The organism is Corynebacterium sp. UMB8791, assembly GCF_054166365.1.
Genome location: NZ_JBSZCG010000112.1, coordinates 1 through 25,250, shown reverse-complemented (window position 1 = coordinate 25,250; position 25,250 = coordinate 1). Strand labels below are relative to the sequence as shown.

The 25,250-nt window shown below is 63.8% G+C and carries 26 protein-coding genes; 4 read left to right on the top strand and 22 right to left on the bottom strand.

Features of this window, described 5'->3' with window-relative positions:
* The 7 genes from ACXIUA_RS05340 to ndk form a co-directional block, all read right to left on the bottom strand.
* On the bottom strand, positions 1-908 hold a 908-nt coding region (locus ACXIUA_RS05340; protein WP_070478395.1), incomplete at its 3' end, for a D-isomer specific 2-hydroxyacid dehydrogenase family protein.
* A 21-nt stretch (positions 909-929) separates the two neighbouring features.
* Positions 930-2,066, bottom strand: coding sequence for a glutamate 5-kinase (gene proB / locus ACXIUA_RS05335; protein WP_256007951.1), 1,137 nt, complete (start codon positions 2,064-2,066; stop codon positions 930-932).
* A 17-nt stretch (positions 2,067-2,083) separates the two neighbouring features.
* Positions 2,084-3,604 (bottom strand): GTPase ObgE, encoded by a 1,521-nt coding sequence (obgE, locus tag ACXIUA_RS05330; RefSeq protein ID WP_070362042.1) that lies wholly within the window; start codon positions 3,602-3,604, stop codon positions 2,084-2,086.
* A gap of 112 nt (positions 3,605-3,716) precedes the next feature.
* Complete coding sequence (gene rpmA / locus ACXIUA_RS05325; protein WP_071567666.1) at positions 3,717-4,037, bottom strand: 50S ribosomal protein L27; 321 nt, start codon at positions 4,035-4,037, stop codon at positions 3,717-3,719.
* A gap of 25 nt (positions 4,038-4,062) precedes the next feature.
* Complete coding sequence (gene rplU, locus ACXIUA_RS05320; protein WP_071567665.1) at positions 4,063-4,368, bottom strand: 50S ribosomal protein L21; 306 nt, start codon at positions 4,366-4,368, stop codon at positions 4,063-4,065.
* 200 nt (positions 4,369-4,568) lie between these two features.
* Positions 4,569-7,322, bottom strand: coding sequence for a translation initiation factor IF-2 N-terminal domain-containing protein (locus ACXIUA_RS05315; protein WP_457976305.1), 2,754 nt, complete (start codon positions 7,320-7,322; stop codon positions 4,569-4,571).
* A 195-nt stretch (positions 7,323-7,517) separates the two neighbouring features.
* Positions 7,518-7,928, bottom strand: coding sequence for a nucleoside-diphosphate kinase (gene ndk, locus ACXIUA_RS05310; RefSeq protein ID WP_070478404.1), 411 nt, complete (start codon positions 7,926-7,928; stop codon positions 7,518-7,520).
* 72 nt (positions 7,929-8,000) lie between these two features.
* Between ndk and ACXIUA_RS05305 the strand changes: the two genes are divergently transcribed.
* Positions 8,001-9,467: an AMP-binding protein gene (locus tag ACXIUA_RS05305; RefSeq protein ID WP_457976304.1), complete on the top strand. Its 1,467-nt coding sequence runs from the start codon at positions 8,001-8,003 to the stop codon at positions 9,465-9,467.
* Here the strand turns inward: ACXIUA_RS05305 and ACXIUA_RS05300 are convergent.
* The 3 genes from ACXIUA_RS05300 to lepA all read right to left on the bottom strand — a co-directional run bounded on the left by ACXIUA_RS05300 (position 9,464) and on the right by lepA (position 13,327).
* On the bottom strand, positions 9,464-9,898 hold the full coding sequence (locus ACXIUA_RS05300) for a DUF4233 domain-containing protein (RefSeq protein ID WP_070975226.1): 435 nt from the start codon (positions 9,896-9,898) through the stop codon (positions 9,464-9,466). The genes ACXIUA_RS05305 and ACXIUA_RS05300 overlap by 4 nt on opposite strands.
* Positions 9,895-11,355 (bottom strand): bifunctional tetrahydrofolate synthase/dihydrofolate synthase, encoded by a 1,461-nt coding sequence (gene folC / locus ACXIUA_RS05295; RefSeq protein ID WP_457976303.1) that lies wholly within the window; start codon positions 11,353-11,355, stop codon positions 9,895-9,897. The genes ACXIUA_RS05300 and folC overlap by 4 nt, the downstream gene beginning before the upstream one ends.
* A gap of 115 nt (positions 11,356-11,470) precedes the next feature.
* Positions 11,471-13,327 (bottom strand): translation elongation factor 4, encoded by a 1,857-nt coding sequence (gene lepA / locus ACXIUA_RS05290; RefSeq protein WP_070362058.1) that lies wholly within the window; start codon positions 13,325-13,327, stop codon positions 11,471-11,473.
* Positions 13,328-13,408: 81 nt separating this feature from the next.
* On the opposite strand from lepA, the gene ACXIUA_RS05285 reads away from it, so the two are divergent.
* From ACXIUA_RS05285 to ACXIUA_RS05275, 3 genes are all read left to right on the top strand, one after another.
* On the top strand, positions 13,409-13,924 hold the full coding sequence (locus ACXIUA_RS05285; RefSeq protein ID WP_070362057.1) for a type II toxin-antitoxin system PemK/MazF family toxin: 516 nt from the start codon (positions 13,409-13,411) through the stop codon (positions 13,922-13,924).
* 190 nt (positions 13,925-14,114) lie between these two features.
* Positions 14,115-14,378 (top strand): 30S ribosomal protein S20, encoded by a 264-nt coding sequence (gene rpsT / locus ACXIUA_RS05280; protein WP_070362056.1) that lies wholly within the window; start codon positions 14,115-14,117, stop codon positions 14,376-14,378.
* A gap of 98 nt (positions 14,379-14,476) precedes the next feature.
* Positions 14,477-15,493: a CE1 family esterase gene (locus tag ACXIUA_RS05275; RefSeq protein WP_284805244.1), complete on the top strand. Its 1,017-nt coding sequence runs from the start codon at positions 14,477-14,479 to the stop codon at positions 15,491-15,493.
* On the opposite strand, the gene ACXIUA_RS05270 is transcribed toward ACXIUA_RS05275, so the two are convergent.
* From ACXIUA_RS05270 to ACXIUA_RS05215, 12 genes are all read right to left on the bottom strand, one after another.
* Complete coding sequence (locus ACXIUA_RS05270) at positions 15,480-16,124, bottom strand: LysE family translocator (protein ID WP_256006642.1); 645 nt, start codon at positions 16,122-16,124, stop codon at positions 15,480-15,482. The genes ACXIUA_RS05275 and ACXIUA_RS05270 overlap by 14 nt on opposite strands.
* Positions 16,124-16,528: an ankyrin repeat domain-containing protein gene (locus tag ACXIUA_RS05265; RefSeq protein ID WP_284805245.1), complete on the bottom strand. Its 405-nt coding sequence runs from the start codon at positions 16,526-16,528 to the stop codon at positions 16,124-16,126. Before ACXIUA_RS05265 ends, ACXIUA_RS05270 begins: the two co-directional genes overlap by 1 nt.
* Before the next feature lie 15 nt (positions 16,529-16,543).
* Positions 16,544-17,470 carry a DNA polymerase III subunit delta gene (gene holA / locus ACXIUA_RS05260; protein ID WP_070362053.1) on the bottom strand — a complete coding sequence of 309 codons (927 nt, stop codon included), beginning with the start codon at positions 17,468-17,470 and terminating at the stop codon, positions 16,544-16,546.
* A 5-nt stretch (positions 17,471-17,475) separates the two neighbouring features.
* A complete protein-coding gene (locus ACXIUA_RS05255; protein ID WP_284805246.1) occupies positions 17,476-19,110 on the bottom strand; it encodes a ComEC/Rec2 family competence protein in 1,635 nt (544 codons plus the stop codon).
* Positions 19,111-19,113: 3 nt separating this feature from the next.
* On the bottom strand, positions 19,114-19,770 hold the full coding sequence (locus tag ACXIUA_RS05250) for a ComEA family DNA-binding protein (RefSeq protein WP_070362051.1): 657 nt from the start codon (positions 19,768-19,770) through the stop codon (positions 19,114-19,116).
* Positions 19,771-19,897: 127 nt separating this feature from the next.
* Entirely contained in the window at positions 19,898-20,695 is a 798-nt protein-coding gene (locus ACXIUA_RS05245) for a DegV family protein (RefSeq protein ID WP_457976302.1), read from the bottom strand.
* The gene (locus tag ACXIUA_RS05240) at positions 20,696-21,334 is read right to left on the bottom strand and encodes a histidine phosphatase family protein (protein ID WP_284818528.1); all 639 of its coding nucleotides are present in this window, start codon (positions 21,332-21,334) and stop codon (positions 20,696-20,698) included.
* Positions 21,335-21,338: 4 nt separating this feature from the next.
* Positions 21,339-21,809: a ribosome silencing factor gene (gene rsfS / locus ACXIUA_RS05235; RefSeq protein ID WP_256005380.1), complete on the bottom strand. Its 471-nt coding sequence runs from the start codon at positions 21,807-21,809 to the stop codon at positions 21,339-21,341.
* Positions 21,810-21,865: 56 nt separating this feature from the next.
* Positions 21,866-22,507, bottom strand: coding sequence for a nicotinate-nucleotide adenylyltransferase (gene nadD, locus ACXIUA_RS05230; RefSeq protein WP_369822018.1), 642 nt, complete (start codon positions 22,505-22,507; stop codon positions 21,866-21,868).
* Between the two features lie 4 nt (positions 22,508-22,511).
* Positions 22,512-22,928, bottom strand: coding sequence for a hypothetical protein (locus ACXIUA_RS05225; RefSeq protein WP_070975217.1), 417 nt, complete (start codon positions 22,926-22,928; stop codon positions 22,512-22,514).
* Between the two features lie 28 nt (positions 22,929-22,956).
* Positions 22,957-23,886 (bottom strand): cutinase family protein, encoded by a 930-nt coding sequence (locus tag ACXIUA_RS05220; RefSeq protein WP_070363449.1) that lies wholly within the window; start codon positions 23,884-23,886, stop codon positions 22,957-22,959.
* 98 nt (positions 23,887-23,984) lie between these two features.
* Positions 23,985-25,250, bottom strand: a complete 1,266-nt coding sequence (locus ACXIUA_RS05215; protein ID WP_457976301.1) for a glutamate-5-semialdehyde dehydrogenase — start codon at positions 25,248-25,250, stop codon at positions 23,985-23,987.

Here is a 25,250-nt window from a genome sequence, read left to right as displayed (position 1 = left end):
TAGTATCCTTCCTCCACATCAATCTGCGTCGGCAACGGGCGGCCCTCTTGCAGTGCCTCCCAGTTTCGGCGTGTCAGTTCACCCACGCGCGCTTGCATGTAGCGCGGGATGTTCGCGGTGTGCGGGGTAATCAGGCAGCGGTCCATCTGCCACAGCGGGTGATCCTCCGGCAGCGGCTCAGGGTCCGTCACGTCCAGGCCAGCGCCAGCAATCGTGCCATCCTGCAGGGCCTTGGTCAGCGCCTCCGTATCAATCAGTGGGCCACGGCCAACGTTGACCACCACCGCGTTCGGCTTCATCGCGCGCAGCACCTCCGCGTTGACGAGGTGGTGCGTCTGCTTCGTCAGTGGCGCGATGAGCACGAAGTAGTCCGCCTCCGACCACACATCCTGCGCCTCGGACATCGCCACGGTGCGTTTGGCCCCCGGCACCGGGTTGCCGGAGCGGTTCACCGCAATAATCTCCGGCCCGAACGGCTCGAGGAAGCGGATCAGCATCTTACCGATGCCACCCGCCCCAATCACCGCGACCTTCTTGTTGTCGAACAGGTAGTCCGTCTCCTCGTTGAGCTGCCTGTCGTTCCACTGCGGCGTCACCGCCTTGTGCCGGTGCAGCACCCCCAACAGCAGCGCCAGTGCCGCCTCGGCCACAGTGTCGTCGTATATCCCGGCGGCATTAGCCACCGGCACATCGACATCGAGCACCCCTGCCTCTACCAGCTTTTCGACGCCCGCATACGCCACCTGCACAAGCTTCACGCTCGGCGGTAATTCCTCTGGGAAATCTTCCGGATTCCCGCGAAACACCAACACGTCTGGAGACTCGTCGAGGTCCACAAACGTGTGGCCGTGATCTGTCAGGTCATCGACGACTGCGTCCCAAGGTTTCGGTAAGAATGCAAATTTCATGCACCCCAACCTAGCGTGTATTTACAGACGGGTGGCGAAATTTGATAAATAGTCGGCGTGCACGACGGGTTTGCGCTGCCCTTCCGGCAGCTCATCCGTGTGCTTGCCCAACATGCCGGCAAGCTCCGCGGCATCATACGCAACCTCGCCGCGCCCGACGGCTTCCGAGTCGGGCCCCAGGATCTCCACGATGTCACCGGCGTGGAAGTCCCCCTCGATGTCGGTGATACCCACCGCGAGTAAGCTCGTGCCCCCACTGGTGACCGCCTGCACGGCGCCTTTATCCAGGCGCAGCACACCCTCGGCGTCCGCGGCGTAGAGCGCCCAGAATTTCCATGCCCTAAGCGTTGACTGCTCACGGGTGTGGAATACGGTTCCGCAGCTTGCGTCCTGCAGCGCCTGCGAGATTTTGGTCGCGCTGGTCAGCAGCACTGGCACTCCGCCGCGGGCTGCGAGCCGCGCCGCCGACACCTTCGCCGCCATCCCCCCGGTCCCGAGCGCACCACCGTCACCGGCCACGACGCCCTCGAGGTCAGCGCCGGTGCGGACCTCAGAGACAAAGCGCGCCCCCGGGTCAGCCGGGTTGCGGTCGTAGAGGCCGTCGACGTCTGAAAGCAACACGAGCGCATCGGCTCCGATGAGCGTCGCCACAATCGCCGAGAGCCTGTCGTTATCGCCGAAGCGCATCTCGGAGGTCGCCACCGTGTCGTTCTCGTTCACGATCGGCACAGTGCCCAGCTGCCGCAGCCTGTCGATCGTGCGCTGGGCGTTCCGCGCGCGCTCCCGCACGCCGGCATCGGCCTGCGTCAGCAGCACCTGGCCCACCGTGCGGCCATGCCGAGCAAAGGAAGCACCCCACTCCTGTGCGAGGTGCACCTGCCCCACGGCCGCGGCGGCCTGCTTCGTCGCAAGGTCGCGCGGGCGCGTTCGCAGCCCCAGAGGGCTCATGCCCGCCGCGATCGCGCCGGAGGACACCACCACGACGTCGGTGCCCGCATCCATGCGGTCCACCAGCGCATCAACGAGGCGGTCAATCTTGACCCTGCTCACCGAGGAATCCTCATTGACCAGTGAGGAGGTACCAAGCTTGACGACGACCCGCTTCGCACCAGCAATGTGCTCGCGAAGCTGCGCCTCCGTAGTTGTTGCTGCGTTCATAGCAGCTCAGTGTAGCGCTAACCCTGCCAACGTTCCCGGTCGGCTGTCTCCCCGTCGCCGAAATCGAACTCGTCGATAAGGCCGCGGCGCGCCTGGGACGCGCGCTTGCGCTCTGATGCGGACGCGCGCGTGGTGTCGTAGAGTCGGGCGTCCTGGCCACGTCCCGCCATGGTTGGGTCACCCGCTCGCGATGGCTCCCAATCAAACGAGATCTCGCCGATGGTGACGGTGTCACCCTCCTTCGCGCCGATCTTGCGCAACTGGTCCTCCACGCCGGCCTTGTTCAGGCGGTCCGAGAGGTAGCCGACCGCCTCGTCGTTTTCGAAGTCGGTCTGGCGAATCCAGCGCTCTGCTTTCTCACCAGTGACCAGCCAGCCGCCCGGCCACATCGGGTCAGGAACAACTTCGATGCCGCCCTCCTGCGCGTGCCCACGGCGCCTTGGCGCAACCGCCTTCGGTCGCAGCACCTCCGTAGGAGTTGCCTTCTCGGCTTTCACGCGTCGCTTCCTGGCACGCTCCACGATGTTCCACAGCGCCCACTTCAGCGGGTCAAGGCCCTCGCGGGTCGCGGTGGAGATCATGTATACATCCCAGCCGAACTTTTCCTTGATGTCGTCCTCCAAGAACTCGGCGAGCTCCCGGGCCTCCGGCACGTCCATCTTGTTCAGCACGACGATGCGAGGGCGCTCACGCAGGTCACCGAGGCCAGAGTCCAGGTCAAGCTGGTCGGCGTAGGAGTCAAGCTCGTGCTCGAGCGCCTCAATGTCAGAGATCGGATCGCGCCCTGGCTCCATCGTGGCTACGTCCACGATGTGCGCGAGCACCGCGGTGCGCTCGATGTGGCGCAGGAAGTCCAGACCCAGGCCCTTGCCCTGGCTTGCCCCCGGGATGAGGCCCGGCACGTCCGCGATAGTGTACGTATCGTCGCCGACGTTGACCACGCCAAGGTTCGGAGCGAGCGTCGTAAAGGGGTAATCCGCGATCTTCGGCTTCGCGGCCGAAAGCACCGAAATCAGCGAGGACTTCCCCGCCGACGGGAACCCCACTAGCCCCACATCCGCCATGGACTTCAGCTCGAGGATCAAGTCGTGCGCTTCGCCCGGCTCACCCTTGAGCGCGAAGCCCGGGGCCTTCCGCTTCGCGGTGGCAAGAGCCGCGTTGCCCAACCCACCGAAGCCGCCTTCAGCCGCAAGGAAACGGGTGCCCGGCACCGTCAGGTCGGCGAGGATTTCCCCGTCCTCACTACGCACAACGGTTCCAACTGGGACCTCCAAGATAAGGTCCTCTCCGCGGGCGCCGTTTCGGTGATCACCCTCGCCATTGCCGCCGCGCTTCGCCTTAACGTGCGGGCGGTACTGGAAGTCCAACAGCGTGTGCACCTGGTTGGACACCTCCAGCACAATGTCGCCACCGTGGCCGCCGTTGCCGCCATCCGGACCACCGAGGGGTTTGAATTTTTCGCGGTGGACAGAGACACAGCCATGTCCGCCGTCACCGGCCTGGAGGTGCAGCACCGCGCGGTCAACAAATTGGGCCATTAGTTCCGCCTTCCTTGCAAAAGAGTTCTAGTAGTGGAGGGTACCGGGTTGTGGGAAAGAAAAACACCGCGCACCCGGTCGGGGTGTGCGGTGTTTCAAGTATTGCTACGGGTTACGCAGTTTCCTGTGCGACGCCAGCTGCCTCTGCAGCCTCGAGCACCTCTGCCGAAACGCCTTCGCCGTCCGCTGGGACGATGTTGACGATGCGACGGTTGCGCTTAATGCCGAACTGGACTGCGCCAGCTGCCAGTGCGAACAGCGTGTCGTCGCCACCGCGGCCGACGTTGTCGCCTGGGTGGAACTTGGTGCCGCGCTGACGAACGAGGATCTCGCCCGCCTTTACCTGCTGACCACCGAAACGCTTCACACCGAGGCGCTTCGACTCTGAGTCACGACCGTTCGAGGAGCTTGATGCACCCTTCTTCGTTGCCATTGTCTATTTCTCCTTAGTGCAAGTCTTACTTGATAGCAGTGATCTTGATGGTTGTCTGTGGCTGACGGTGGCCCTGGCGGACCTTGTAGCCGGTCTTGTTCTTGTACTTCAGAATGTCGACCTTCTTGCCTTTGCCGTGCTCGACAATCTCAGCCTCAACAGAAACCTTGGACAAAGCATCAGGGCCTGCGGTGACATCCGCGCCATCGACGAGCAGAACCGGGGTGAGGGCAACCTTGTCGCCCGCTTCACCCTCGATCTTCTCGACCTTGACGAGGTCGCCTTCGGCAACCTTGTACTGCTTGCCGCCAGTCTTGACGATCGCGTACATAGAGGGTTACCCCTTATCTAAACTCGTTGTGTCTCCCCGCATGCATAGAAGACAGTTGGTACAGTTCTCTAGCGCTTTGTGGCCTTTCGTGTTCCACCGTGCCTGCATGCGTAAACGGCGCGGCTTCACAGCCCAAAACAGCGACTGTCAAATACTACACAGAAGCGGGTGCGATTATCAAACCGCACCCCTCTGTCCCTCTATTTGGAAGAGGTTCGGCGTGTCGCGCGTCGCCGCCTGCGCCGCGCACTCGCCTTCGACTCCTGTTTCTTCGTCGCAGGCTTGGTTGCCTTCTGCTTCGTTTCCTTCGCCTTCGGTTGCTCCTGCTGCTGCGGCTGGGACGTCTTGCGCACTGCGCGCCGACGCCCGCGCCGGCGAGGAGACTCCGTCACCTTCACCTTCGGCTGCTCTTGCGCTTCCTCGCGTGGAGCTTCCTTCGCAGGTTCCTTAACGTGCTCCTGGCGTTCAAAGTCTTCACGCTTTGGCTTGTGGTCCGACCGGGAGTTACCGCGGGTCGCTCGCTTCCGGCGCGGGGAGCGCTCGAAGGCGTCGACGGCCTCCTCGTACGTCTGCTCGGGCTTGCCTTTCTCCTGAGCCTGCTCCTGTGGCTTGTCCTGTGGCTTGTCCTGTTCCTGCGCGCGCCCACGCCCGCGGCCCGTGCCTCGACGCCCACGGCGGCGCGAACCGGACTCGCGCTTGGAGGATTCACCTACTACAGGCGGCTTCGGCTCGTCGTTGTCCTCGTGTGCTTCATTGTCTTCGGACACAACCGAGCCGACCAGCTCGTCGATCGCCTTTTCGTCCAGCTTGCTGCGGCGCTTCTCCTCCGCCTTCTTGTTGGAACGCTCGCCGTTCGACTTCCCGCGACGCTTGCCGCGGCCACCGCGGTGCTGCAGGTCGTCTTCCTCCGGGTTGTACGTCGCGTGCTCAACAGGTTCCTCGGTGATGATCACACCGCGGCCACCACAGCACTCGCACGGCTTGGAGTAGGTCTCAAGCAGACCATCGCCGAGCTTCTTGCGGGTCAGCTGCACCAGGCCGAGCGAGGTGACCTCGGAGACCTGGTGGCGGGAGCGATCACGGCCCAGCGTTTCCTTCAGGCGACGCAGCACCAGCTCCTTGTTTTCATCCAGGATCATGTCAATGAAGTCGATGACCACCATGCCGCCGATGTCGCGCAGGCGCAGCTGGCGGACGACTTCCTCCGCGGCCTCCAAATTGTTCGCGGTGACCGTCTCCTCGAGGTTGCCGCCGGAGCCAGTGAATTTGCCGGTGTTGACGTCAATCACCGTCATGGCCTCGGTGCGCTCAATAACGAGCGTGCCGCCCGACGGCAGCCACACCACGCGGGCAAGCGCCTTCTGGACCTGCTCGTCGATGCGGTGCTCCGCAAAGGCGTCGGCACCGTCGTGTTCGGAGCGGTCAAACTTGGTTACGCGGTCCAACAGGTCAGGCGCGACGGACTGCAGGTAAGCGTGCGCAATGTTGTAGGACTTCTTGCCGTCGATGATCAACTCAGAGAAGTCCTCGTTGAAGACGTCGCGGACGACGCGGACGATCAGGCGCGGCTCTTCGTAGAGCAGCACCGGGCGCGAGCCCTTCCCGTTCTTCGCGGCTTCTGCTTTTTCCTGCACCATTTCCCACTGTTTGTGCAGGCGCTGGACGTCCTCAGCAATCGCTTCCTTCGACATTCCCTCGGCAGCCGTACGAATAATCGCCCCACCCTTGCCAGGCACAACCTCGTTGAGGATGCCCTTGAGGCGCTTGCGTTCGGTGACGGGCAGCTTGCGGGAGATCCCGGCGTTACGGCCACCCGGCACGTACACGAGGAAACGTCCGGCCAGCGAAATGTGCGTTGTCAGGCGAGCACCCTTGTGCCCGTTAATATCCTTCGAGACCTGCACCATCACCTGGTCGCCGGACTTCAGCGCGTGCTCAATCCTGCGCTTCTTTCCGCCAAGCTTCGCAGCCTTCCAGTCAACCTCGCTGGCGTAGAGCACCGCGTTGCGCCCGGTTCCGATGTCGATGAACGCCGCCTCCATGCCCGGCAGCACGTTCTGGACACGGCCCATGTAAATATTGCCGATGATCGACGCGTTATCGTCCGTGGACACAAAGTGCTCCGCAAGCAGCCCGTCTTCCAGGACCGCTACCTGCGTGATGCGGCCTGGGCCGTCGTTGCGGTCGCGCTCGCGCACCACCATCGTGCGGTGCACCGACTCGCGCCGCGCGAGGAATTCCGCCTCAGAAACAATGCGGGAGCGCTGGCGCTCCGCTTCTCGACGCTCACTCCGCCGACGACGCTGCGCCTCCAGACGGGCGGAACCGCTGATCCCCTTCGGCTCGTCAATAACCTCGACCTTAGGTTCTTCCTCCTTGGGCTCCTCAACTTCCACCTTCGGTGCCGCATCCTCATCCGCTTCCTTCGGTTCGGAGGTGCGCACTGCTCGGCGGCGCTTTGGACGCGTCGGCGCCTTGAAGATCGGCGCGTATTCGACCGCTGCTTCCTCTTCAGGTTCGGGCTCCGGCTCTTGTGCAGACTCCGGTTCAGGCTCTGGTGTTGGTTCCTGCTCTGGTTCCTGCTCCGGCTCGTCGGCGGCCTCGAATGTGGCGTCGACTTTCTCCTCGATCTGGTGGATCTCGTTTTCTACGTCCTTGCGCACCCGCTCGCGGATCTTTTCATCGCTGCTATCCTTCGACTTCTTCGCCTCAGCCTTGTCCGCGGGCTGCTGCAGCGCATCGATGACCTTCTCGGCTTCCTCCCGAGTAATCGAGGACTGCGCAACCTTTGTAATCCCCAGCTCGGTCAGCGCCACCACAACGTCTTTCGACGCCACCCCCAACGCCTTCGCGAGCTGGAACACCCGCATCTTGTCTTTCAGGGTTGATCGATCAAAGTCCTGAATTTCGGTATGAGATTTTTTCGCCACGTACGTGCTCCTATATTTTTGCATCTGCAAGCTGCGTCAACCGGGCGCGAAGCCGTTGCCGCTGCCACACGGCTGACACACGTTCCTACAGAAAGTTGTAAAAAGCTTGCCTCCATTGTGACACACGACGCCGGCTGCGCCTATTCCAACGCCACCGCCAACACAACAAAACCGCCCACCCTGCCATACACAGCAGGATGGGCGGCTGAAGCGTGGTTCTTACTTATTCGGGAACCAGATTGCGATCTCGCGCTCGGCGGACTCTGGGGAGTCGGAACCGTGGACGACGTTCTCGCCAACGGTCAGGGCGAAGTCGCCGCGGATGGTGCCAGGGGTTGCCTTGGCAACCGGGTCGGTGCCACCGGCGAGCTGGCGCCAAGCCTCGATAGCGCGCTCGCCCTCGACGATGCCCGCTACCAGCGGAGCAGAGGTGATGAAGTCAACGAGTTCACCGAAGAACGGCTTGTCCTTGTGCTCTGCGTAGTGCTTTTCAGCGGTCTCACGGTCTGCGGTGCGCAGGTCCATCTCGACCAGCTTGAGACCCTTACGCTCAATGCGGGAGATGATCTCTCCGACGTGGCCGTTTGCAACGCCGTCTGGCTTAATCAAAATCAGTGTACGTTCAGTCATGTCTCCCTACCCTACTAAACAACAACCACCGGGTGCGAACATCTTGATGTGGGGGTGATTAAAGTTTGCTCCATGACATATGAGAGTCCCCTGCCGCCAATTCCGGACGTCGGCACGCGAGCGCGCTCCATCACCGATCTGCTCTTCGGCAACCTCGGCGAGCACGCGTCGGCGCCGGCGCTCACGGAGGTCGAGACGGGGCGAAGCGTGACCTATGCGCAGCTTCACCAGGAGGTGCTGGCGCTCGCCGCCACGTTGCGCAGCCGCGGCATCGGTCCCGGGGATTGCGTCGCAGTGCAGCTGCCCAACGGCATCGATTTCGCAGTCACTTTCCTCGCGTTGGTGCAGGTGGGGGCGTCGGCAAGCTTGTTGGGGACGAGTCTCACCGCGGCCGAACGTGACCACCTCTGCGCGCTCGCCGAGGCCAAAGTTCTTCTCGACGTCCCCATCGCCCCCACCGAACCTGCCGAGCGCAGCGCCTCCCCAGCCGGGCTGGAAGATATCGCCGCGGTTGCGTTTTCCTCCGGTACCACCGGCCTGCCGAAGGCCGTCGAGCTGACCCACCGCAACCTGTGCGCGAACATGCTGCAGTTTTCGGCCGCGCTTCGCGCAAGCGGTATCGGCGCGGGCACCCCGACACTGGCGCCGCTGCCGTTCGCCCACATCTACGGGCTGAACACGCTGCTGCTGTCGTCGCTCTACGCGCGCCACCATATTCACACGATGGCAGGCTTCGACCTGGGAGCGTTTATTGAGGCGCAGCGAAGCCACCATATTGAGCTGGGCTTTATTGCCCCGCCGATCGCGCTCGCACTCTCACGACACTCTGAGGCGACCGCGGAGGCGTTCGCGGACTCCCGGTTCATGGTGTGCGGCGCCGCCCCGCTGGACGATGCGTTGGCGGACAGCGTTGAGCAGCGGCTCGGCACGGTGATCCTGCAGGGCTACGGCACCACGGAGACGTCTCCGGTGACCCACGTAGGCATTGCCGGGAGGTCGAAGCCGGGCTCGATTGGGTTCGCGGTGCCGAATACGCAGTTCCGCATCGTCGACCTTCGCGACGGCCACGACGTCGCCCCCGGCGAGCCCGGTGAGATGCTCATCCGGGGCCCGCAAGTGATGCGGGGCTACCGCAACGACCCGGAGGCAACTCGGGCGACGATCAGTGGTGGGTGGCTGCACACGGGGGATATCGTCACGCTGGCTGAGGACGGCACCGTCTACATCGTCGACCGGGCGAAAGAAGTAATTAAGTACAAGGGCTTCCACGTCGCCCCCGCCGAGCTTGAGGCACTGCTGCGCACCCACCCCGCGGTTGCCGACGCCGCCGTCGTCCGCCATATCGTGCGCACTCACGGGGTCGACTGCGAGGTCCCGCGCGCCTGCATCGTCGTCGCCGACGGCGCTACGCTGAGCCGCGAGGAAATCATGGAGTGGGTCGCCGAGCGGGTGGCCGGATACAAAAAGATCCGTGAAGTCACCTTCACGGATCACATCCCCCGCAACGCGGCGGGGAAGATTCTGCGGCGCGAACTCTAGTCGGCGTCCAGGTGCTGCGTGGTCAGGTAGCCGCCACGCATGCGCTGCACAATGTCGGAGCGCAGCTTCACGATGAAGAACCACACCAGGCCGAACATCAGGCCAACCACCGTGACCGACCAGTGCACGAAGAACCCAAAGATGAGCGGCACCTGCAGGGCCAAGTTAATCCACATCGCGCCCGGCACCTTCTGCGCGAACGCCATCACCGCGTGGGCGACGCCGATGACCACGATGTACACCCAGTTGAACGTGGTCCAGTACGCGCCACCGTCGACTTTAAGAATCACGAGCAAGATGAGCAGCACGGTGATCGATTCCATGATCAGCGTGCCGGAGAGCACTCCGCGCAGTCCTGCGATTGGGTCCTTGACCGGCTCGTGCCCGAGCCCGAGCGGGCTGATCGGCGGTTGGCGTTTTTCTCTGCTCACTCTGGGTCCTTTCCAAACATGGTGCGGGCCTCCCCCGCGGTCACGACAGAGCCGGTGATGATCACACCGGAGCCGGACTGCACGCCGACTTCCGCAAGGGCGTCCTCGGCAAGCTCAACGGCCAGCTCGTAGGCGGACGGCAGGTGCGGCTGCACGTGCACGCGCTCATCGCCGAAGATAGAGCGGGCGATCTCGGCAAGGTCTTCGGCCTCCATCGCGCGTGGCGAGGAGTTCTGCGTAATCACGACTTCCGTGAGCGTCGGCTCTAGCGCCTGGAAAATGCCAGCGGCGTCCTTGTCACCGAGGATGCCCAGCACGCCGATGAGTCGGGTGAAGTCGAAGTCGTGCTGTAGTGCCTCCGCGAGGGCAGTTGCGCCGTGTGGGTTGTGGGTGGCGTCGATAAACGTGGTGGGTGTGGCGCGCACTCGCTCGAGCCTGCCCGGAGAGCGGACCGCCGCAAAGCCTTCCCGCACCGCCTCGATGTTGAGTGGATGCTCGGCGTGCGCACCGTGGAATGCCTCGACCGCCGCGAGCGCGACGGCCGCGTTGCGGGCCTGGTGTGGGCCGGACAGCGGCAGGAAGATGTCGTCGTAGCTGCCGGCGAGCCCGCGCAGCCGTAGCTGCTGGCCTCCGACGGCCACTCCGGCTTCCTCAACGCCGAACTCGGAGCCGAGGCGCGCGACGGCGCTGCCGACCTGGACGGTCTGCTCCAGCACTACGCGCATGGCCTCCGGCTGCTGGTCGGCGATGACCGTGACGGAGTCCGGATTTGTGATGATGCCGGCCTTCTCTCCCGCGATCTGCTCGATGGTGTCGCCGAGGTACTGCGTGTGGTCGATGCCGATCGGCATGATCACGTTGACGTCCGCATCGATCACGTTGGTTGCGTCCCAGCGGCCACCCATGCCGACTTCCACCACGGCGATGTCCACCGGGGCGTCGGCAAACGCGGCGTAGGCGATGCACACCATGGCTTCGAAGAAGCTCAGCGGCTGGCCGAAGTGGTCGTCAGCCATCGCGAGGTACGGCTGAATCTCTTCGTAGATGCGCACAAAGTCCGCGGGGTGGATTGGTTGGCCGTCGATCCCGATGCGCTCGGTGATCAACTGCAGATGCGGGCTCGTCGTGCGCCCCACCCGGTGCCCGAGGCTGCGCAGCAGCGACTCGATCATTCGGGTTGTCGACGTCTTCCCGTTCGTCCCCGCGACGTGAATCGCTTTGAACGAACGCTGCGGGGAACCCAGCAGATCCATGACGTACTCGACGCGCTCGAGCGTCGGGTCGATCTGGGTCTCACCCCAGCGCTCCTCGAGCTGCTGCTGGACCTCACGCAATGCCGCGAGGTCCTCAGGCGTGACCTCGCGCGCGACGACGTCTTCCGTCTCCTCCGCCTGCGGCGCGCCCAGGTTCAGGCGCAGCCCGGACTCGACACCTGGCCACAAACAGGCGTCGCACACTAATGAAACTTCAAGGTCACAAAAACATCCACCGCACACTCGCGCGGTGGATGCATCACAAAGGATATAGACCGTAAAATGTGTGGTGATTTCCACCACACTCGGCGCTGAGGGGCTACGCCTCGTCGGTCGACAGCGCCGCGACGAACGCCTCCTGCGGCACGGTGACCGAGCCAATCGCCTTCATACGCTTCTTGCCGGCCTTCTGCTTCTCCAGCAGCTTGCGCTTACGCGAAATGTCGCCACCGTAGCACTTGGACAACACGTCCTTGCGCAGCGCACGGATGTTTTCACGCGAGATGATCTTCGATCCAATCGCCGCCTGGACAGGGACCTCGAACTGCTGGCGTGGGATGAGTTCCTTGAGCTTCTTGGTCATCTTGTTGCCGTACCACTGCGCGGAGTCCTTGTGCACGATCGCGGAGAACGCGTCCACGGGGTCACCCTGCAGCAGGATGTCCACCTTGACCAGGTCCGCTTCCTGCTCGCCGGCGTCCTCGTAGTTCAGGGAGGCGTAGCCCTTGGTACGAGACTTGAGCATGTCGAAGAAGTCGAAGATGATCTCGCCGAGCGGCATGTAGTAGCGCAGCTCGACGCGGTCCTCCGAGAGGTACTCCATGTTCTTCATGGTGCCGCGCTTCGACTGGCACAGCTCCATCGTGGTGCCGACGAACTCCTGCGGGACGATGATCGTCATGTTGACGATCGGCTCATACACCGCCTGCAGCTTGCCTCCCGGCCAGTCGGATGGGTTGTGCACCATCTGCTCTGAGCCGTCCTCGGCGATCACGCGGTAGGTGACCGACGGCGCGGTGGAAATCAGGTCCAGGTCGAACTCGCGCTCGAGGCGGTCGCGGGTGATCTCCATGTGGAGCAGCCCCAGGAAACCACAGCGGAAACCGAAGCCCAGCGCCACGGAGGTCTCTGGCTCCCAGGTCAGGGAGGCGTCGTTAAGCTGCAGCTTCTCCAGCGACTCGCGCAGCGCCGGGAAGTCCTCCTGCGAGACCGGGAACAGGCCCGAGTACACCATCGGCTTGACCTCTTCGAAGCCGTCGAGTGGCTCCTCTGCGCCCTTGTTAGCCCAGGTCACGGTGTCGCCGACGCGGGTTTCGCGCACATCCTTCACGCCGGTGATCAGGTAGCCGACCTCGCCGGGGCCGAGCCCCTTGGTCTTCTTCATGGTTGGAGAGACCACGCCGATCTCGAGGATCTCGTGACGCACGCCGGTGTTCATCATCTGCACTTGCTGGTTCGGCAGCAGCTTGCCGTCCATCATGCGGATGTAGGTAACGACGCCGCGGTAGGTGTCGTAGACGGAGTCGAAGATCAAGGCGCGGGCCGGCGCGTCGGCGTCAAACTCTGACGATGGTGCCGGGATTAGTTCGACGACCTTATCCAGAAGCTCCGGGACGCCCTCACCTGTCTTGCCGGACACGCGCAGCACGTCTTCCGGCTCGCAGCCGATAATGTTGGCGATTTCCAGTGCGTACTTTTCCGGGTCGGCTGCCGGCAGGTCGATTTTGTTGAGGACCGGGATGATTTCCAGGTCGTTGTCCATGGCCATGTACAGATTCGCCAGGGTCTGGGCTTCGATGCCCTGGGCGGCGTCGACAAGCAAGATTGCGCCCTCACACGCCTCGAGAGCGCGCGAGACCTCGTAGGAGAAGTCGACGTGGCCCGGCGTGTCAATCATCTGCAGGACCATCTCCTGGCCCTCGTACTCGCCGGAGCGGGGCGTCCATGGCAGGCGCACGTTCTGGGCCTTAATAGTAATGCCGCGCTCGCGTTCAATATCCATATTGTCCAGGTACTGATCACGCATCTCACGGGCCTCGACGACATCAGACAGCTGCAAAATGCGGTCCGCGAGCGTGGATTTTCCGTGGTCAATGTGGGCAATAATGCAGAAGTTTCGGATCCGCTCCGGGTCCGTGAACGTGGTTTCCGCGAAATTTCGTTTTTGGGCAGCCATAATTGTGCCACTCTACCTCGCAGTGCCCCATTTCGAAACACAACCTTGCCCAGGCCAGGCAAAACACTTAAAGTTTGCACCATGGTTTTCTGGCGCAAGCTTCAACAGCAACGACGTGCCTCCCTCGAGGAGGGGCTCGCGCTGCTCAACGAGCGCCTCGGGCTCACCCCCGGCACCAAGACCCGCACCACCGCCACGCGTATCGACGTCCAACCTACGGAACAGCACGCCCGGAACCTGTATTACGGTCCGGACATGGACGGCAACGCCGAACCCGGCGAGGTCGTGTGGGCGCTCGTGCCGTCGACTCCCCCGGAGGAACGCGCGATGCTCGTCGTCGGACGCGACCACCACGATGTTCTTGCCCTGCTCATCCACTGCGGCGAGGAGCCGGTGTCGGACCCTGCGTCTGCCACTGAGGAGTGGCTCGGCATCGGCACCGGGGACTGGGACGCCTCCGGCCAACCCGGCTGGCTGCGCCTGGACCTGCTGCTTGTCGTGCCGGAGGCAAGTATCCACCGGCGAGGCGCCACCCTCCCCGCCCGGCGCTTCGATCGCGTGGCGAACCGGCTGCGCGACACGTACCACTGGACCTAGTAAGCCTGCCACTTGCCCCGTTTCTCGTGGTGGGGTATCTTAGTCGAGTTGTTTGTATCCGGTTTCGGGTGCGTGATCTACGCGGGCAGGACCTTGGGTTCGCGTCAAGTTCAAAGCATTACGCAGCAACAGCCCGTTGCCGAATCTTCGACATTGCAATCGATACCAACTTATTTAAGAGGTGCACATTATGGCTAACATCAAGCAGCAGAAGAAGCGCGTTCTCACCAACGAGAAGCGTCGCGTTCGCAACAAGTCCGTCCGTTCCGCTGTCCGCACGGAGATCCGTAAGTTCCGTGAGGCTGTTGAGTCCGGCGACAAGGCTGCCGCTGAGAAGCAGCTGCGTTTCGCTTCCCGCAAGCTGGACAAGGCTGTGTCCAAGGGCGTGTTCCACCGCAACAACGCGGCGAACAAGAAGTCGAACATGGCTCGCGCTCTGAACAAGATGGCTTAAGTTTTTCGCGCAGAGCAATCCTGTGCCCCGGCTCCGTCCGGTGCGCAGGATTTTTTGCATTCGTAACATTGCTGGATCTGCTCTACGATACTGAATTTGTGAAGAACTATCGTCGTGCGCTTTGCGCAGCAGTAACAGCTACAACTCTGACGTTGGGCGCCGTAGCGGTGGCCCCTGAGCAGTCCGCCGTCACCCCTACAGCGCAGGCACAGCAGATGCCTGACCTACGTCAGCTCCAGAAGATGTTGAACCCGCAAAACATTCGGTTGGACCGGCTGGCGCTGCTCGTCGGCCTTGTCGCGGCCATTGTGATTTTGGGCCCGGTCACCGGCACGATCGGCTCCTCGCACGAGCCGGGCCGCCGCGGTTCCCAGGAGCGCCGCACCGTCAACGCTGATGGCCTGTCGCGCTCCTACAATGTGGTGTTGCCCTCGGGCTATGAGGAAGGAAAGTCCTACCCCGTCATCATTGGCTACGGCGGGTGGCAGCACACCGCCGACCAGATGCAGGGCTACGCACACCTCGAGTCCGCTGCTGCGGGCCGCGCCATCGTCGTCTACGCCGAGGGCGAGTCCCAGGCCTGGGCGGGTGCGCCGTACGCCCGCACGTCGACGCGCGAGGACATTGCATACACCCGCGCGATTATCGACGACCTCGTCGAGAACTTCGGCGCCGACCGCAACCGCGTGAGCGCCGTCGGACTTTCCAACGGTGGCGGCATGGTGGCCTCGCTTGCCTGCCACGCCCCTGAGCTTGTCAACGGTATCGCCTCTGTGGCGGGCGCCTATTACAACCCGACCGTCGAGGGCTGCAAGAGCGGTTCCGTGCCGACGCTCATCATGCACGGCACCAACGACAACGTCGTCGGCTACGACGGCGGCACCCGCCACGGAGCCACGTTCCGCTCGGTCAACGACGTGTTCAACCTGTTCATGGACAAGAACGGCTGCATCGCGGGCTCCGCCACCGAGACCCGCCTGGGCAACGTCACCACGTTGAGCCCTGCCTGTGGCGCCCGAACTGAGCTGCAGCGCGTCGAAGGTGGCGGCCACACGTGGTTCACGGATCCATCTGCAAGCTCCGCCACCGTGGACTTCCTGCTCAGCCTGCGCTAAGCAGACCACGCACCACGAGGAGCGCGCCAACAACGCAGAAGAAGCCGCCGGAGCCCATATCGATTGCGGGCCCGGCGGCTAGTAATTTGCGCCGCACCCGGTTCGTAGACACCACCTGCGTGAGCACGCCGAACAGGATGAACGAGCTGGCCCACAGCGACAAGATCACCACAATCTGCGTTGCCCACGACGGACTAGCTGGCAGCAGTGGCGCAATCATGGCGGACAACGCCAGCACGATTTTCGGGTTCGCCAGGTTGGTAGACAGCCCCCGAACAAAGCTGGCTCGCAGGCTACCGAGCCTCTGCTCTGCTTCCTCGAGGGAAAGGGGTGGGTTGTGCCGGTCGCGCCAACCCTGGCGCACCGCGTTGATACCCATCCATACCAGATACGCTCCGCCGATCACCTGCACTACCTGCAGCGCGCGCGGCACGGCGGTCAGCAGCGCCGCCGCACCGAACACGGTCAGCGAGCACCACCACAGCACACCGAGCTGGATTCCGCACGTCGTTGCCCACGCGTGCGGCCGCGAGCGCGTCGCGGTACGCGTCACCAGGATGACGTCGGGCCCAGGCGCGGCCGCACCGACCAAGTTCAGACCGACAATGACCGCGAGATCTGCCGGCGCGATCACCGCTGCGTGCCCTGAAGCAGGTCGATGAGGTCCTCGCGACCGAACATGCTCGCTGTGTCGATGGCGTTTGGGGTGCCGATGGTGGCGTCGGCACCCGCGTTGATAAGTGCACGGGCGATATCGTCTTCCTTCTTGAAGATCGTCCCTGCCAACGGGCTTTGCCCGCGAGTGTTCAGGGCGTTGACATCCGCGCCGCGCGCGATGAGCCCTTCAGTCAGGGCGAGGTGCCCGGAGTAGCTGGCGAGCATCAACAACGAGTTTCCGTCCTGGTTCGCCAGATTGACGTCGACGCCCTGGTCAACGTAATCGAGCAGGGTTGCCTCGCCGCCACGCGCCATCTGAAAGAGGCGGGTGGCGAAGGCTTGAACGTCTTCGGGGATCTCGTTTGGTTGCTGCGTCATAGTTTTCCTACGCTATCACGCGAGTTGGGCAATCCTGCGGACTGCTTCTTCCACCGCGTACTCCGGCTCCCCGCCATTGCCCTTCACCGTAGACTCCAGCTCAGCGACGATGATGACGGCTTGCGACACCGCATCACCCGACCACTGGCGCGCAACGTTCATGGTCTTCTTCACCACAAAGGGGTGCATCCCGACCGTTCGCGCGAGCTGGTCCGGGTTACCCCGCACCCCGTACAGCTTGGCGATGTCCCCGACCTTGTGCGCGAGCGCCGCCGCGATCGCCACTGGACTCGTGCCCAGCTGCAGTGCCCGGCGCGTGGAGGCGAGCGCGCGGTCGGCGCGCCCGGCGATGGCCTGCTCTGCGATGTCGAAGCCCGCGACTTCCGCCACGCCCGTGTAGTAGTTGCGCACAGCGTTTACGTCGACTTCCCCGTCGGTGTCCGCCACGAGCTGGCTCACCGCACTGGCGAGTTCCCGCAGGTCAGAGCCGACGGATTCGAGCAGCGCAGCGACAGTGTCCGGGGTTGGGCGCTGCCCGTAGCGCCTAAACTCCTGGGTGAGCCACGAGTGCCGGTCGCGGTCGCGCAGCGGGTTCGCTCGGTGGACCTCGGCGATCTTCTCGAACTTCTTCACATAGGCTTTTTGACGCCCACCTCCGGAGTGCTCGATGATCAGCGTCATACCTGGCGCCGGGTCCACGCAGGCGCGCAGCAGGATCTCGAGCGGTTCCTTGCCTGCCAGCTCGGTGTTCTTGATCAGCACGATGCGTTCCTCGGCGAACAGTGACGGGCTGGTCGCCATGGCCAGTTCGCCTTCGGTGACGTCGCCTGCGCGCAGGGTGGTGCGCTCCGCAGCTGGGCTGAGCTGGGCGATGATGGCTTTGGTGGCGCGTTCGGCGAGGAACTCGTCTTCCCCGAGGACCAGGTGCACTGGGTTGAGCATGCTTCTTAGCGTAGCTGTTGCCTCCCATCTGCGTAGAGGACGGGCACTGCTCCCCGGTTGGGGAAGATGACGGGGATGCCGTCCGGGGTTGCTGCCGGGCGCTTGGGTGCGCTGCCTTCCTCGAGTACCACGACGAGCTCGGTGCCTGACGGGATGGGAAGGATGTCGTCTTTGGTGGCCACGACGTGGCTGCGGAGCGTCGCGGGATCCACAACGGTGCCTCGTGGCCACGCGAAACAAACGCTTGCTACCACCGCGCAGGTCAGGCACAGCGCCAATGTCCGGCGGCGCCACGGCACAAGCAACAACACGGCGACCACCCACCCATAGCCGATAAGCACCGTCACCGGGTTCGCAGCAACTGTGGCGGCGGGCAGCGCCGCTCCATGTTCAGCCACAGCGTGGACCCACCAGGTCAGCGGGGAGATCACCCACAGCACGATCGACTCAAGACCTCCCGGTAGCACCGCCAGCACCACCGCGCACAGCCCAAGCACCGTCACCAGGGGCGTGACGGGGGCCACCAGCACGTTCGCGCCAACAGAGACCAGCGAGACCTGGCCCGCCATCGCGGCCACGAGCGGCATCGTCGCAACGTCGGCGGCGATGGCGACCGCGACGGCGCGTACGAGGATGTCCGGCAACGCCGTCGGTGCGAGCGCCCTGTAGAACAGCGGGAAGAGCACCACGATGCCGACGGTCGCAGCCACCGACAGCGCAAACCCGTAGTGCAGCGCCAAGTCGGTATCGAAGAAAATGAGCGCAATCACCGCCAGGCACAACGCGTGAATGACCTCCGTTTGACTCGACGCCACCACCGCAACGAGTCCCACCAGCCCCATCACCGATGCCCGCAGCACGCTCGGCTCCGGCCCAACGAGCAAGGCGAACACCGCCAACGCAGCACCCGCTGCAACGAGCCTGCCGTAGAGTCCGATGCGCAGCGCTGCAGCTACTACCACGGCGAACGTCGTCACGATGGCAACGTTCGAACCCGATACCGCCGAGAGGTGCGACAGCCCGGTAGCGATGTACGCCTGCTGCTCCGACGCCCCCTGCATCGAGGTGTCGCCCAGCACCATGCCCGGGATGAGGCCCTGCGAGTGTTCCCCGACGTGCTCGCGCACCGCATCGGCGAACGTTGCCCGCACGTGCTGCGCCCACCCGGATGCACCCGTCGGCCCGTTCAACGGCTCGACCGTGCCATTGACCGCCCACGGGTTGACGCCCACCTGCGACGACTCCGACACCGTGCCATCCACCCGCACCGTCGCACCGCTGACCACGCCATCGGGGACGCCGCCGCGGACAAACACCGGCAGCTCGGCGCCACCGCTCCCGGCGCGCACGCGTACCAGCATCCCGCCAGAGGCAAGCTCCTTTGGGGCAGCCGTCACGGTGGCCTCCACCGGCAGGCGCAACGTCCCCGCCCGCGCCACCGCGATGCGGACCCAGGCCACCACGACGGCCGCCACGCCACCGGAACCGGCCAGCACCGCCTGGCCCACCGCACGCGCACACCCGCACAGCACCACCGCCGCGACAATCACCGCGAACCCCGCCCACGGCGCGAGCGCAACAGCCACGATCGTCGCTATCCAGACACACAGCGCCGTGGGCACCAGCCGAAGCTCCTGCACCGCTTACAGCCCCACCAACGGCGCAATCGCCTCAAACTTCGCAGGGCCAATCCCCTTGACCTGCATCAGATCCTCGACCTTCTGGAACGGGCCGTTCGCCTCCCTGTGCGCGATAATCGCCGCCGCGGTCGCCTCCCCCACCCCGGGCAGCGTGACCAGCTCCGCGGCCGACGCCCCGTTGAGTGAAAGCTGGCCGCTCGCCCCCGCAGGTGCGCCATCCCCAGTCGGTGCGGCAGGGCCTTCACCGATTGCGACGACGTGGAGCTGTTGGCCGTCGACAAGCACTTGAGCGAGGTTCAACTGCAGCAAGTCCGCGTGGTCGAGCGGCTGCGCAATATCCAGCGCATCCGCCACGCGGGAACCCTGGTTCAGCGTCACCAGCCCAGGATTTGCCACCTCCCCCACCACCGCAACCACCACGCGCTCCGGCACATCGGTCGCAGTAGCAACGTTCTCCCAAACAGGCGCATCCTCCTCCGCAACGTCCGGGCCGCGGACCTGCACCACCGCCCACAGCACCAGTAGGCTCATCACAACCCCCATCACCGCGGCCGCCGGCTTCACCGGAACGTGCACGCGAGGAGTCGGGTACTTCACCTGCAGCAGCGCCTCCTCACCAGTCGGGCGCGTAAGCTCTTGAATCCGTTCACTGACCTGCATAACCACAGGCTAAAACCGGCGTCCTCGCCCCAACAGACCAAGCAAACCCGCTGTGGACAACCCCCAAACCGCACACCCCGTGCAGGCTACTTCTCCACAGCCGCAGCCAACCCCCTTGACAGCGCCGCTACGTGCGCGAACCAAACACGACCGACAGCCCGATCGCGCCGGGCCCGGTGTGCGCAGCAAGCACATCGACCATTGGCTCCACCAGCACTCGTGAGTGCCGCGGCAGCACCTCATCAAGCATGCCCGCCAGCTGCTGCGCGGACTCTTCCGCGTCCGCATGCTGCACCGCAGCAAACACCGGCTGGGAATCCGCACGCTCCAAAACAAGCTCCGTGAGCTTGGAAAACGCCTTCGTCTGGGTGCGAGTCTTGCCTGCTAACTCGAGCTTGCCGTTGTGCATCCGCAGAATCGGCTTCGTTGCCAGCAACGCCGCCGACAACACCGCAGTCCCCGTGGAAATCCTGCCAGACTTGCGCAACCAGTCCAGCTGGTGCAGGTAGCACCACGTCTCCGAGCGCTTCAGCGTGGACGAGGCCATCGCTTCTACCTCGTCGAGGCTCGCCCCCTCGCGCGCGACGGTCGCCGCCGCCATCGCTGCCGCCCCGACCGCCATACCAACGGTACTGGTGTCGAGCACCCGCACGTTCCCCGGAAACACCCCCGAAGCAGAAACCGCCGCGGACCAGGTGGAAGAAAAGTGCTTCGACAGGTGTAGGGCTACCACGCCATCGTCCCCAGAGCGCTCGAGCTGACGCCCGTAAGCCGCTGCGAGTTCCAAGGCCGACAGCCCGCTCGTCGACACCTCGTCGTCCTCAGACTGTTCCATGACGTGCAGCGGGAGCACCGTAATGTCGAGCTCACTGGCAATATCAGCTGGCAAACCCGCCGAGGAATCAACAACAACCCGTACCGACATTTAGACCGTCAACCCCTGGTTCCACGCCTCGAGGTACCACTGCACGCCAGTGTCCGGCTCGCCGTAGCGCGGCAACGCCTGCAGCTGCGCAAAGTTCGCGTTACGCAGGCTCTTCATCATCGGGTACTGCGAGATCTCCAGGTCCAGCAGGCTCGACGTCAGCGCCGCGATCGTACCTCCGTGGGCGACAAGCAGCACCGCCGCGTCATCCCACTCGTCGAAGTGCTCCATCAACTCGTCAACAACCGGGCGTGCCCGTTGCGCGACGTCAATCCGGCTCTCGCCTTCCGGCGGCGCCCACGTTGGGGTATTGCGCCAGTGGGCGCGAACGCTGCCGTCGGCACCATCGACCTCGGCGTGTGTCTTGCCCTGCCACTGCCCGAGGTGCGTCTCGCGCAGGCGCCCATCATAGGTCACCGGCAGCTCGAGGTGCTCCGCAACGATCTGCGCCGTGACTGCAGCCCTGCTCAGGTCAGAAGCCACAATCTTGGCGACGCCCATTTCTGTCAACACCGGCGCAATGTTTCGCGCCTGCTGCCTCCCCTCTTCCGACAACTCCGTGTCGAGTTGCCCCTGCATCCTCGACGTGGCGTTATACGTGGTTTGGCCGTGTCGCAGCAAGATGAGTCGTCGCGCCATGGTGTTAGAACTCGTCCTCGTCCTCAGGGGCATCGCCCGCCAGCGGAAGGTCTTCAATCTGCTGCGCCGAACGCACACTCTCGCCGTCCGCGAACGCACCAGGGCGTTCGTAGGCTGGTAGGCCCTCCACGCTCATTGCCGGGCAGTCTGCGTACAGGCGGTCCAGGCCGTAGAAGTCGCGCTCCGGGCTGCGCTGCACGTGCACCACGATGTTGCCGTAGTCCAGCAGCACCCAGCGGTTTTCGCGAACGCCCTCGCGGCGCTTCGGCTCGAAGCCGGCGTCGGTCATGTCGTCCTCAATCTCCTGGACGATCGCGTTTACCTTGCGTTCGTTGTCCGCGGAGACAATCACAAAAATATCGGTAATGCCGATCACGTTCGACACATCGATGACGCCGATGTTCTCGCCGAGCTTTTCGTCGGCGGCCTTCGCGGCGATCGCGGCCTGATCAAGAGAGATCTGCAGAGCAGTCAAGTACTCAGTCCTTCGTCAGTAATGAAAAATAGCAGTAACGCGCCTATTGTCCCACGCTAAGGGCGCTGTTCGCCACTTGAACGATATAGGTCGTTTTTCGCAATGTACTGCACCACGCCATCTGGCACCAGGTACCACACCGGGCGGCCTTCTTTGGCGCGCTCGCGGCACCCCGTGGACGAGATCGCCATCGCAGGAATCTCAATCAAATGCACCTGCTCCTGCACGTCTTCGGGCAGGAAGGATTCGCTCAGCTCGTAGCCGGGGCGCGTCACGCCGACAAACTGCGCCAGGTCAAACATCAGGTCCCAGTCGCGCCACGACATTATCGACGCCAACGCATCCGCACCCGTGATAAAGAACAGTTCCGCCTGCGGCAACAGGGCACGCAAATCCCGCAGCGTGTCCAGGGTGTAGGTCGGCCCCTCTCTGTCAATGTCTACCCGAGAGACCGAGAACCTCGGATTCGAGGCAGTCGCGATGACCGTCATGAGGTAGCGATCTTCAGAGTCGGTGATCTGCCGATCCGCCTTCTGCCAGGGCTGACCCGTCGGCACAAACACGACCTCGTCAAGGTCAAAACGGTCGGCGACCTCGCTCGCGGCCACGAGGTGGCCGTTGTGGATCGGGTCGAAAGTACCGCCCATGACGCCCACTCGTCGGGCGTCGCGCAATGATGCTGCTACGGCCTCTGCCACGTGCTTACCCGATCCAGACGTTCGCCTGCTCGAAAGCGAGCCAGAACGCTGTAAGCCCCACGCCAACAATTGAGCCAAGCACAATGAGCAGGATGCCCCACCACGGCAACTTCTCCTTGCCTTCTGCGGATGAATCTGGTCGCTGCTTCATCGATGACATCGAGCTGGCGTTGAGGTCTTCACACACCGGCTTGCCATGCTCGTCAAGCACTGGGATGCGCTGCCCGTTGGCGTCGACAAGTACGTTGCCCTTGCCATCCGTCCGGAACTGGCACTTCTGCGACTGGATGTATACCCCGCGTGAGGGCGTCGGCACCGCCACGCCTGCTTCAGTCTCCTGAGCCTGCGCAACCGACACCCCACTGGTCAACAGCGTCGCTGTTACAAGAGCGCTACACGCTGCCCGCTTCCACGAAACCATGACTGTATCCTTGTCCTTCCGTCAACTCTTAGCGGTACCGAACCTGATCAACAAAGCGACCAAAAGAGTCTGCCACCTGGTCATCCCACCGGTTCCACCGCAGGAAGTACTGGCCGTGGGTACCGCCCGTCGGGGCAGCGGCCCGCAGGACCTGGACGGAAAGATCGCACACTGCATCCAGCGGCAAGCAGTAGTTGACCTTGTTGCGGGTCGCACCCGCGGTGCGAGTGTTAAACGGCAGGAAGCCGAGCATGCCGCCTGCACCGCCGTTTGCCACGCCCACCGTGCCAGCATCACGCGCGGCAGTCATCGGGTTGCCAAAGTAGACAACGCCCGCCAGCTTGCCGCGGCGTGCCAGCTCACGCTCGTGCTCCAGCAGGATCATCGCGCCCTGTGAGTAGCCGGACAGCACGTACTTCGGATGGCACCCGCTCGCGCGTTCGTAGTCGTTCACCAGCGCCATCACGCCAGTGCGCCCAATGTTGACGGAGTCCATAAAGTCCGTGCCAGCCTGTCGCGCCATCGTAAACAACGGCACCGCGTACTGGATAGCCAAACCCAGCGCCTGCAGCAGCGTCGCGGGTGCTGCGACGGAAGGGACATCATAATCCGGGTAAATCGCTGGGTAGTAGCGCGGCTCCATACCGAGGACTTCCACGTCCTTCATCAGGGAGTTCCCGCCGTGAGTGGCACGGTAGCGCGACTCCGAATAGCGAAGGAAAGCGCGAATGGTCTCCCCCTCCCAACCATTCGAGGTCCACGGGGCTTCCCCGGCATAGCGTGTTCGGTAAATCTGGTTATTCTGACCGGAGCCGCGTGCAGCGATTACCGCGACCGAAGGGCACCGCTGCTGGGCGGTCGCTTCCTCCGTCGGCAGCACGGGGGTAACCACCGCAGCTGCTGCTGCGACGAACGCAACTGCAGTCACGGGTAGCCGACGACGGAAAAACGTACGCATTTTGCGGAACACTATGCACCTTCTCTATGGATGAGTCACACCTTGGACTCCGGGTGTGAAGAAACTGCGCATTAGTGTAGCCCGCCCACACCATTTTCCTAACTTCGAGTCTGCCCGCTGCCCTCCAGGATCCACTTCGTGCTTGTCAGTTCAGGCAGCGCCATTGGTCCACGTGCGTGCAGTTTCTGGGTAGAGATCCCGATCTCTGCACCCATGCCGTATTGCTCGCCATCCGTAAACGCGGTCGAGGCATTGAGCATGATGGCTGCCGAATCCACGTGGTCCGCGAAGTACTGCAGCACGCGCGCATCAGTGGCGACCACGGCTTCCGTGTGCCCCGAGGAGTAGCGTGCGATGTGCTTCGCGGCCCCCTCAACGCCGTCGACGACACCGACGGCAACGTCCATCGAAAGGTACTCCTCCGCCCAATCGTGCTCGTCGGCCTCGACTACGTCGCAAGCCCCGAACGCACCAAGTGCTGCCGGGTCCCCGTGGACGGTCACGTCGGCGTCCTGCAGTGCCTTTACGACGGCCAGCTTGTCCGCATCCGGCAACGCCGCGTCAAGCAGCACCGTTTCGGTCGCGTTGCACACCGACACCCGGCGCGTCTTGCCATTGACGACAATGTCGATCGCCTGCTGAATGTCCGCTGAAGCATCCACGTATACGTGGCAGTTGCCGGTGCCGGTCTCGATGGTTGGCACGGTTGCTTGGGTAACGACGGCGTCGATAAGCCGGGCGCTGCCGCGCGGAATGACCACATCGACGAGGCCGCGTGCCGTGATGAGCGCGGTGACGGAGTCGTGCGAGTCGCTCGGCAGCAGCTGGACCGCCTCGGTTGGCAGCCCCTCCTTCGCCAGCACGTCCTGCAGCACCGCGACCAGCGCCGCGTTCGAATGCGCCGCCGACTTCGAACCACGCAGCAGTGCCACGTTGCCTGACTTCAGCGCCAGGCCAAACGCATCGACCGTGACGTTCGGGCGGGCCTCGTAGACCATGCCCATCACGCCGAGCGGCACGCGAACCTGGCGCATCCGGATCCCGTTGTACATCGTGCCGCCGCGCACCACATCCCCAACTGGGTCGTGGAGGCTCGCGACCTGACGCAGTCCGTCCGCGATGCCCGCGATGCGTTGCTCATCCAGCGCGAGCCTGTCTACCAACGCTTCGTCCATGCCAGCCGCGCGGCCTTCCTCGATGTCGCGGGCGTTGGCCTGCAGAATCTCCGCAGTACGTGCTTCCAGCGCCTGCGCCGCGTGCTGCAGCACAGCGTTTTTGCGGACGGTCGGTAGCGTCGCGATCACCGGCGCCACCTGCTTCGCAGCCTTCGCCAACTGCAGTACCTGAGCTTCGATAGTCGTCAT

Bases quoted from the DNA above. Each gene is read 5' to 3' on its own strand.
- proB (WP_256007951.1), bottom strand. From the start codon at position 2,066: ATGAACGCAGCAACAACTACGGAGGCGCAGCTTCGCGAGCACATTGCT.
- obgE (WP_070362042.1), bottom strand. From the start codon at position 3,604: ATGGCCCAATTTGTTGACCGCGCGGTGCTGCACCTCCAGGCCGGTGAC.
- rpmA (WP_071567666.1), bottom strand. From the start codon at position 4,037: ATGGCAACGAAGAAGGGTGCATCAAGCTCCTCGAACGGTCGTGACTCA.
- rplU (WP_071567665.1), bottom strand. From the start codon at position 4,368: ATGTACGCGATCGTCAAGACTGGCGGCAAGCAGTACAAGGTTGCCGAA.
- ACXIUA_RS05315 (WP_457976305.1), bottom strand. From the start codon at position 7,322: ATGCAAAAATATAGGAGCACGTACGTGGCGAAAAAATCTCATACCGAA.
- ndk (WP_070478404.1), bottom strand. From the start codon at position 7,928: ATGACTGAACGTACACTGATTTTGATTAAGCCAGACGGCGTTGCAAAC.
- ACXIUA_RS05305 (WP_457976304.1), top strand. From the start codon at position 8,001: ATGACATATGAGAGTCCCCTGCCGCCAATTCCGGACGTCGGCACGCGA.
- lepA (WP_070362058.1), bottom strand. From the start codon at position 13,327: ATGGCTGCCCAAAAACGAAATTTCGCGGAAACCACGTTCACGGACCCG.
- ACXIUA_RS05285 (WP_070362057.1), top strand. From the start codon at position 13,409: ATGGTTTTCTGGCGCAAGCTTCAACAGCAACGACGTGCCTCCCTCGAG.
- rpsT (WP_070362056.1), top strand. From the start codon at position 14,115: ATGGCTAACATCAAGCAGCAGAAGAAGCGCGTTCTCACCAACGAGAAG.
- ACXIUA_RS05265 (WP_284805245.1), bottom strand. From the start codon at position 16,528: ATGACGCAGCAACCAAACGAGATCCCCGAAGACGTTCAAGCCTTCGCC.
- holA (WP_070362053.1), bottom strand. From the start codon at position 17,470: ATGCTCAACCCAGTGCACCTGGTCCTCGGGGAAGACGAGTTCCTCGCC.
- ACXIUA_RS05250 (WP_070362051.1), bottom strand. From the start codon at position 19,770: ATGCAGGTCAGTGAACGGATTCAAGAGCTTACGCGCCCGACTGGTGAG.
- ACXIUA_RS05245 (WP_457976302.1), bottom strand. From the start codon at position 20,695: ATGTCGGTACGGGTTGTTGTTGATTCCTCGGCGGGTTTGCCAGCTGAT.
- ACXIUA_RS05240 (WP_284818528.1), bottom strand. From the start codon at position 21,334: ATGGCGCGACGACTCATCTTGCTGCGACACGGCCAAACCACGTATAAC.
- ACXIUA_RS05225 (WP_070975217.1), bottom strand. From the start codon at position 22,928: ATGGTTTCGTGGAAGCGGGCAGCGTGTAGCGCTCTTGTAACAGCGACG.
- ACXIUA_RS05220 (WP_070363449.1), bottom strand. From the start codon at position 23,886: ATGCGTACGTTTTTCCGTCGTCGGCTACCCGTGACTGCAGTTGCGTTC.
- ACXIUA_RS05215 (WP_457976301.1), bottom strand. From the start codon at position 25,250: ATGACGACTATCGAAGCTCAGGTACTGCAGTTGGCGAAGGCTGCGAAG.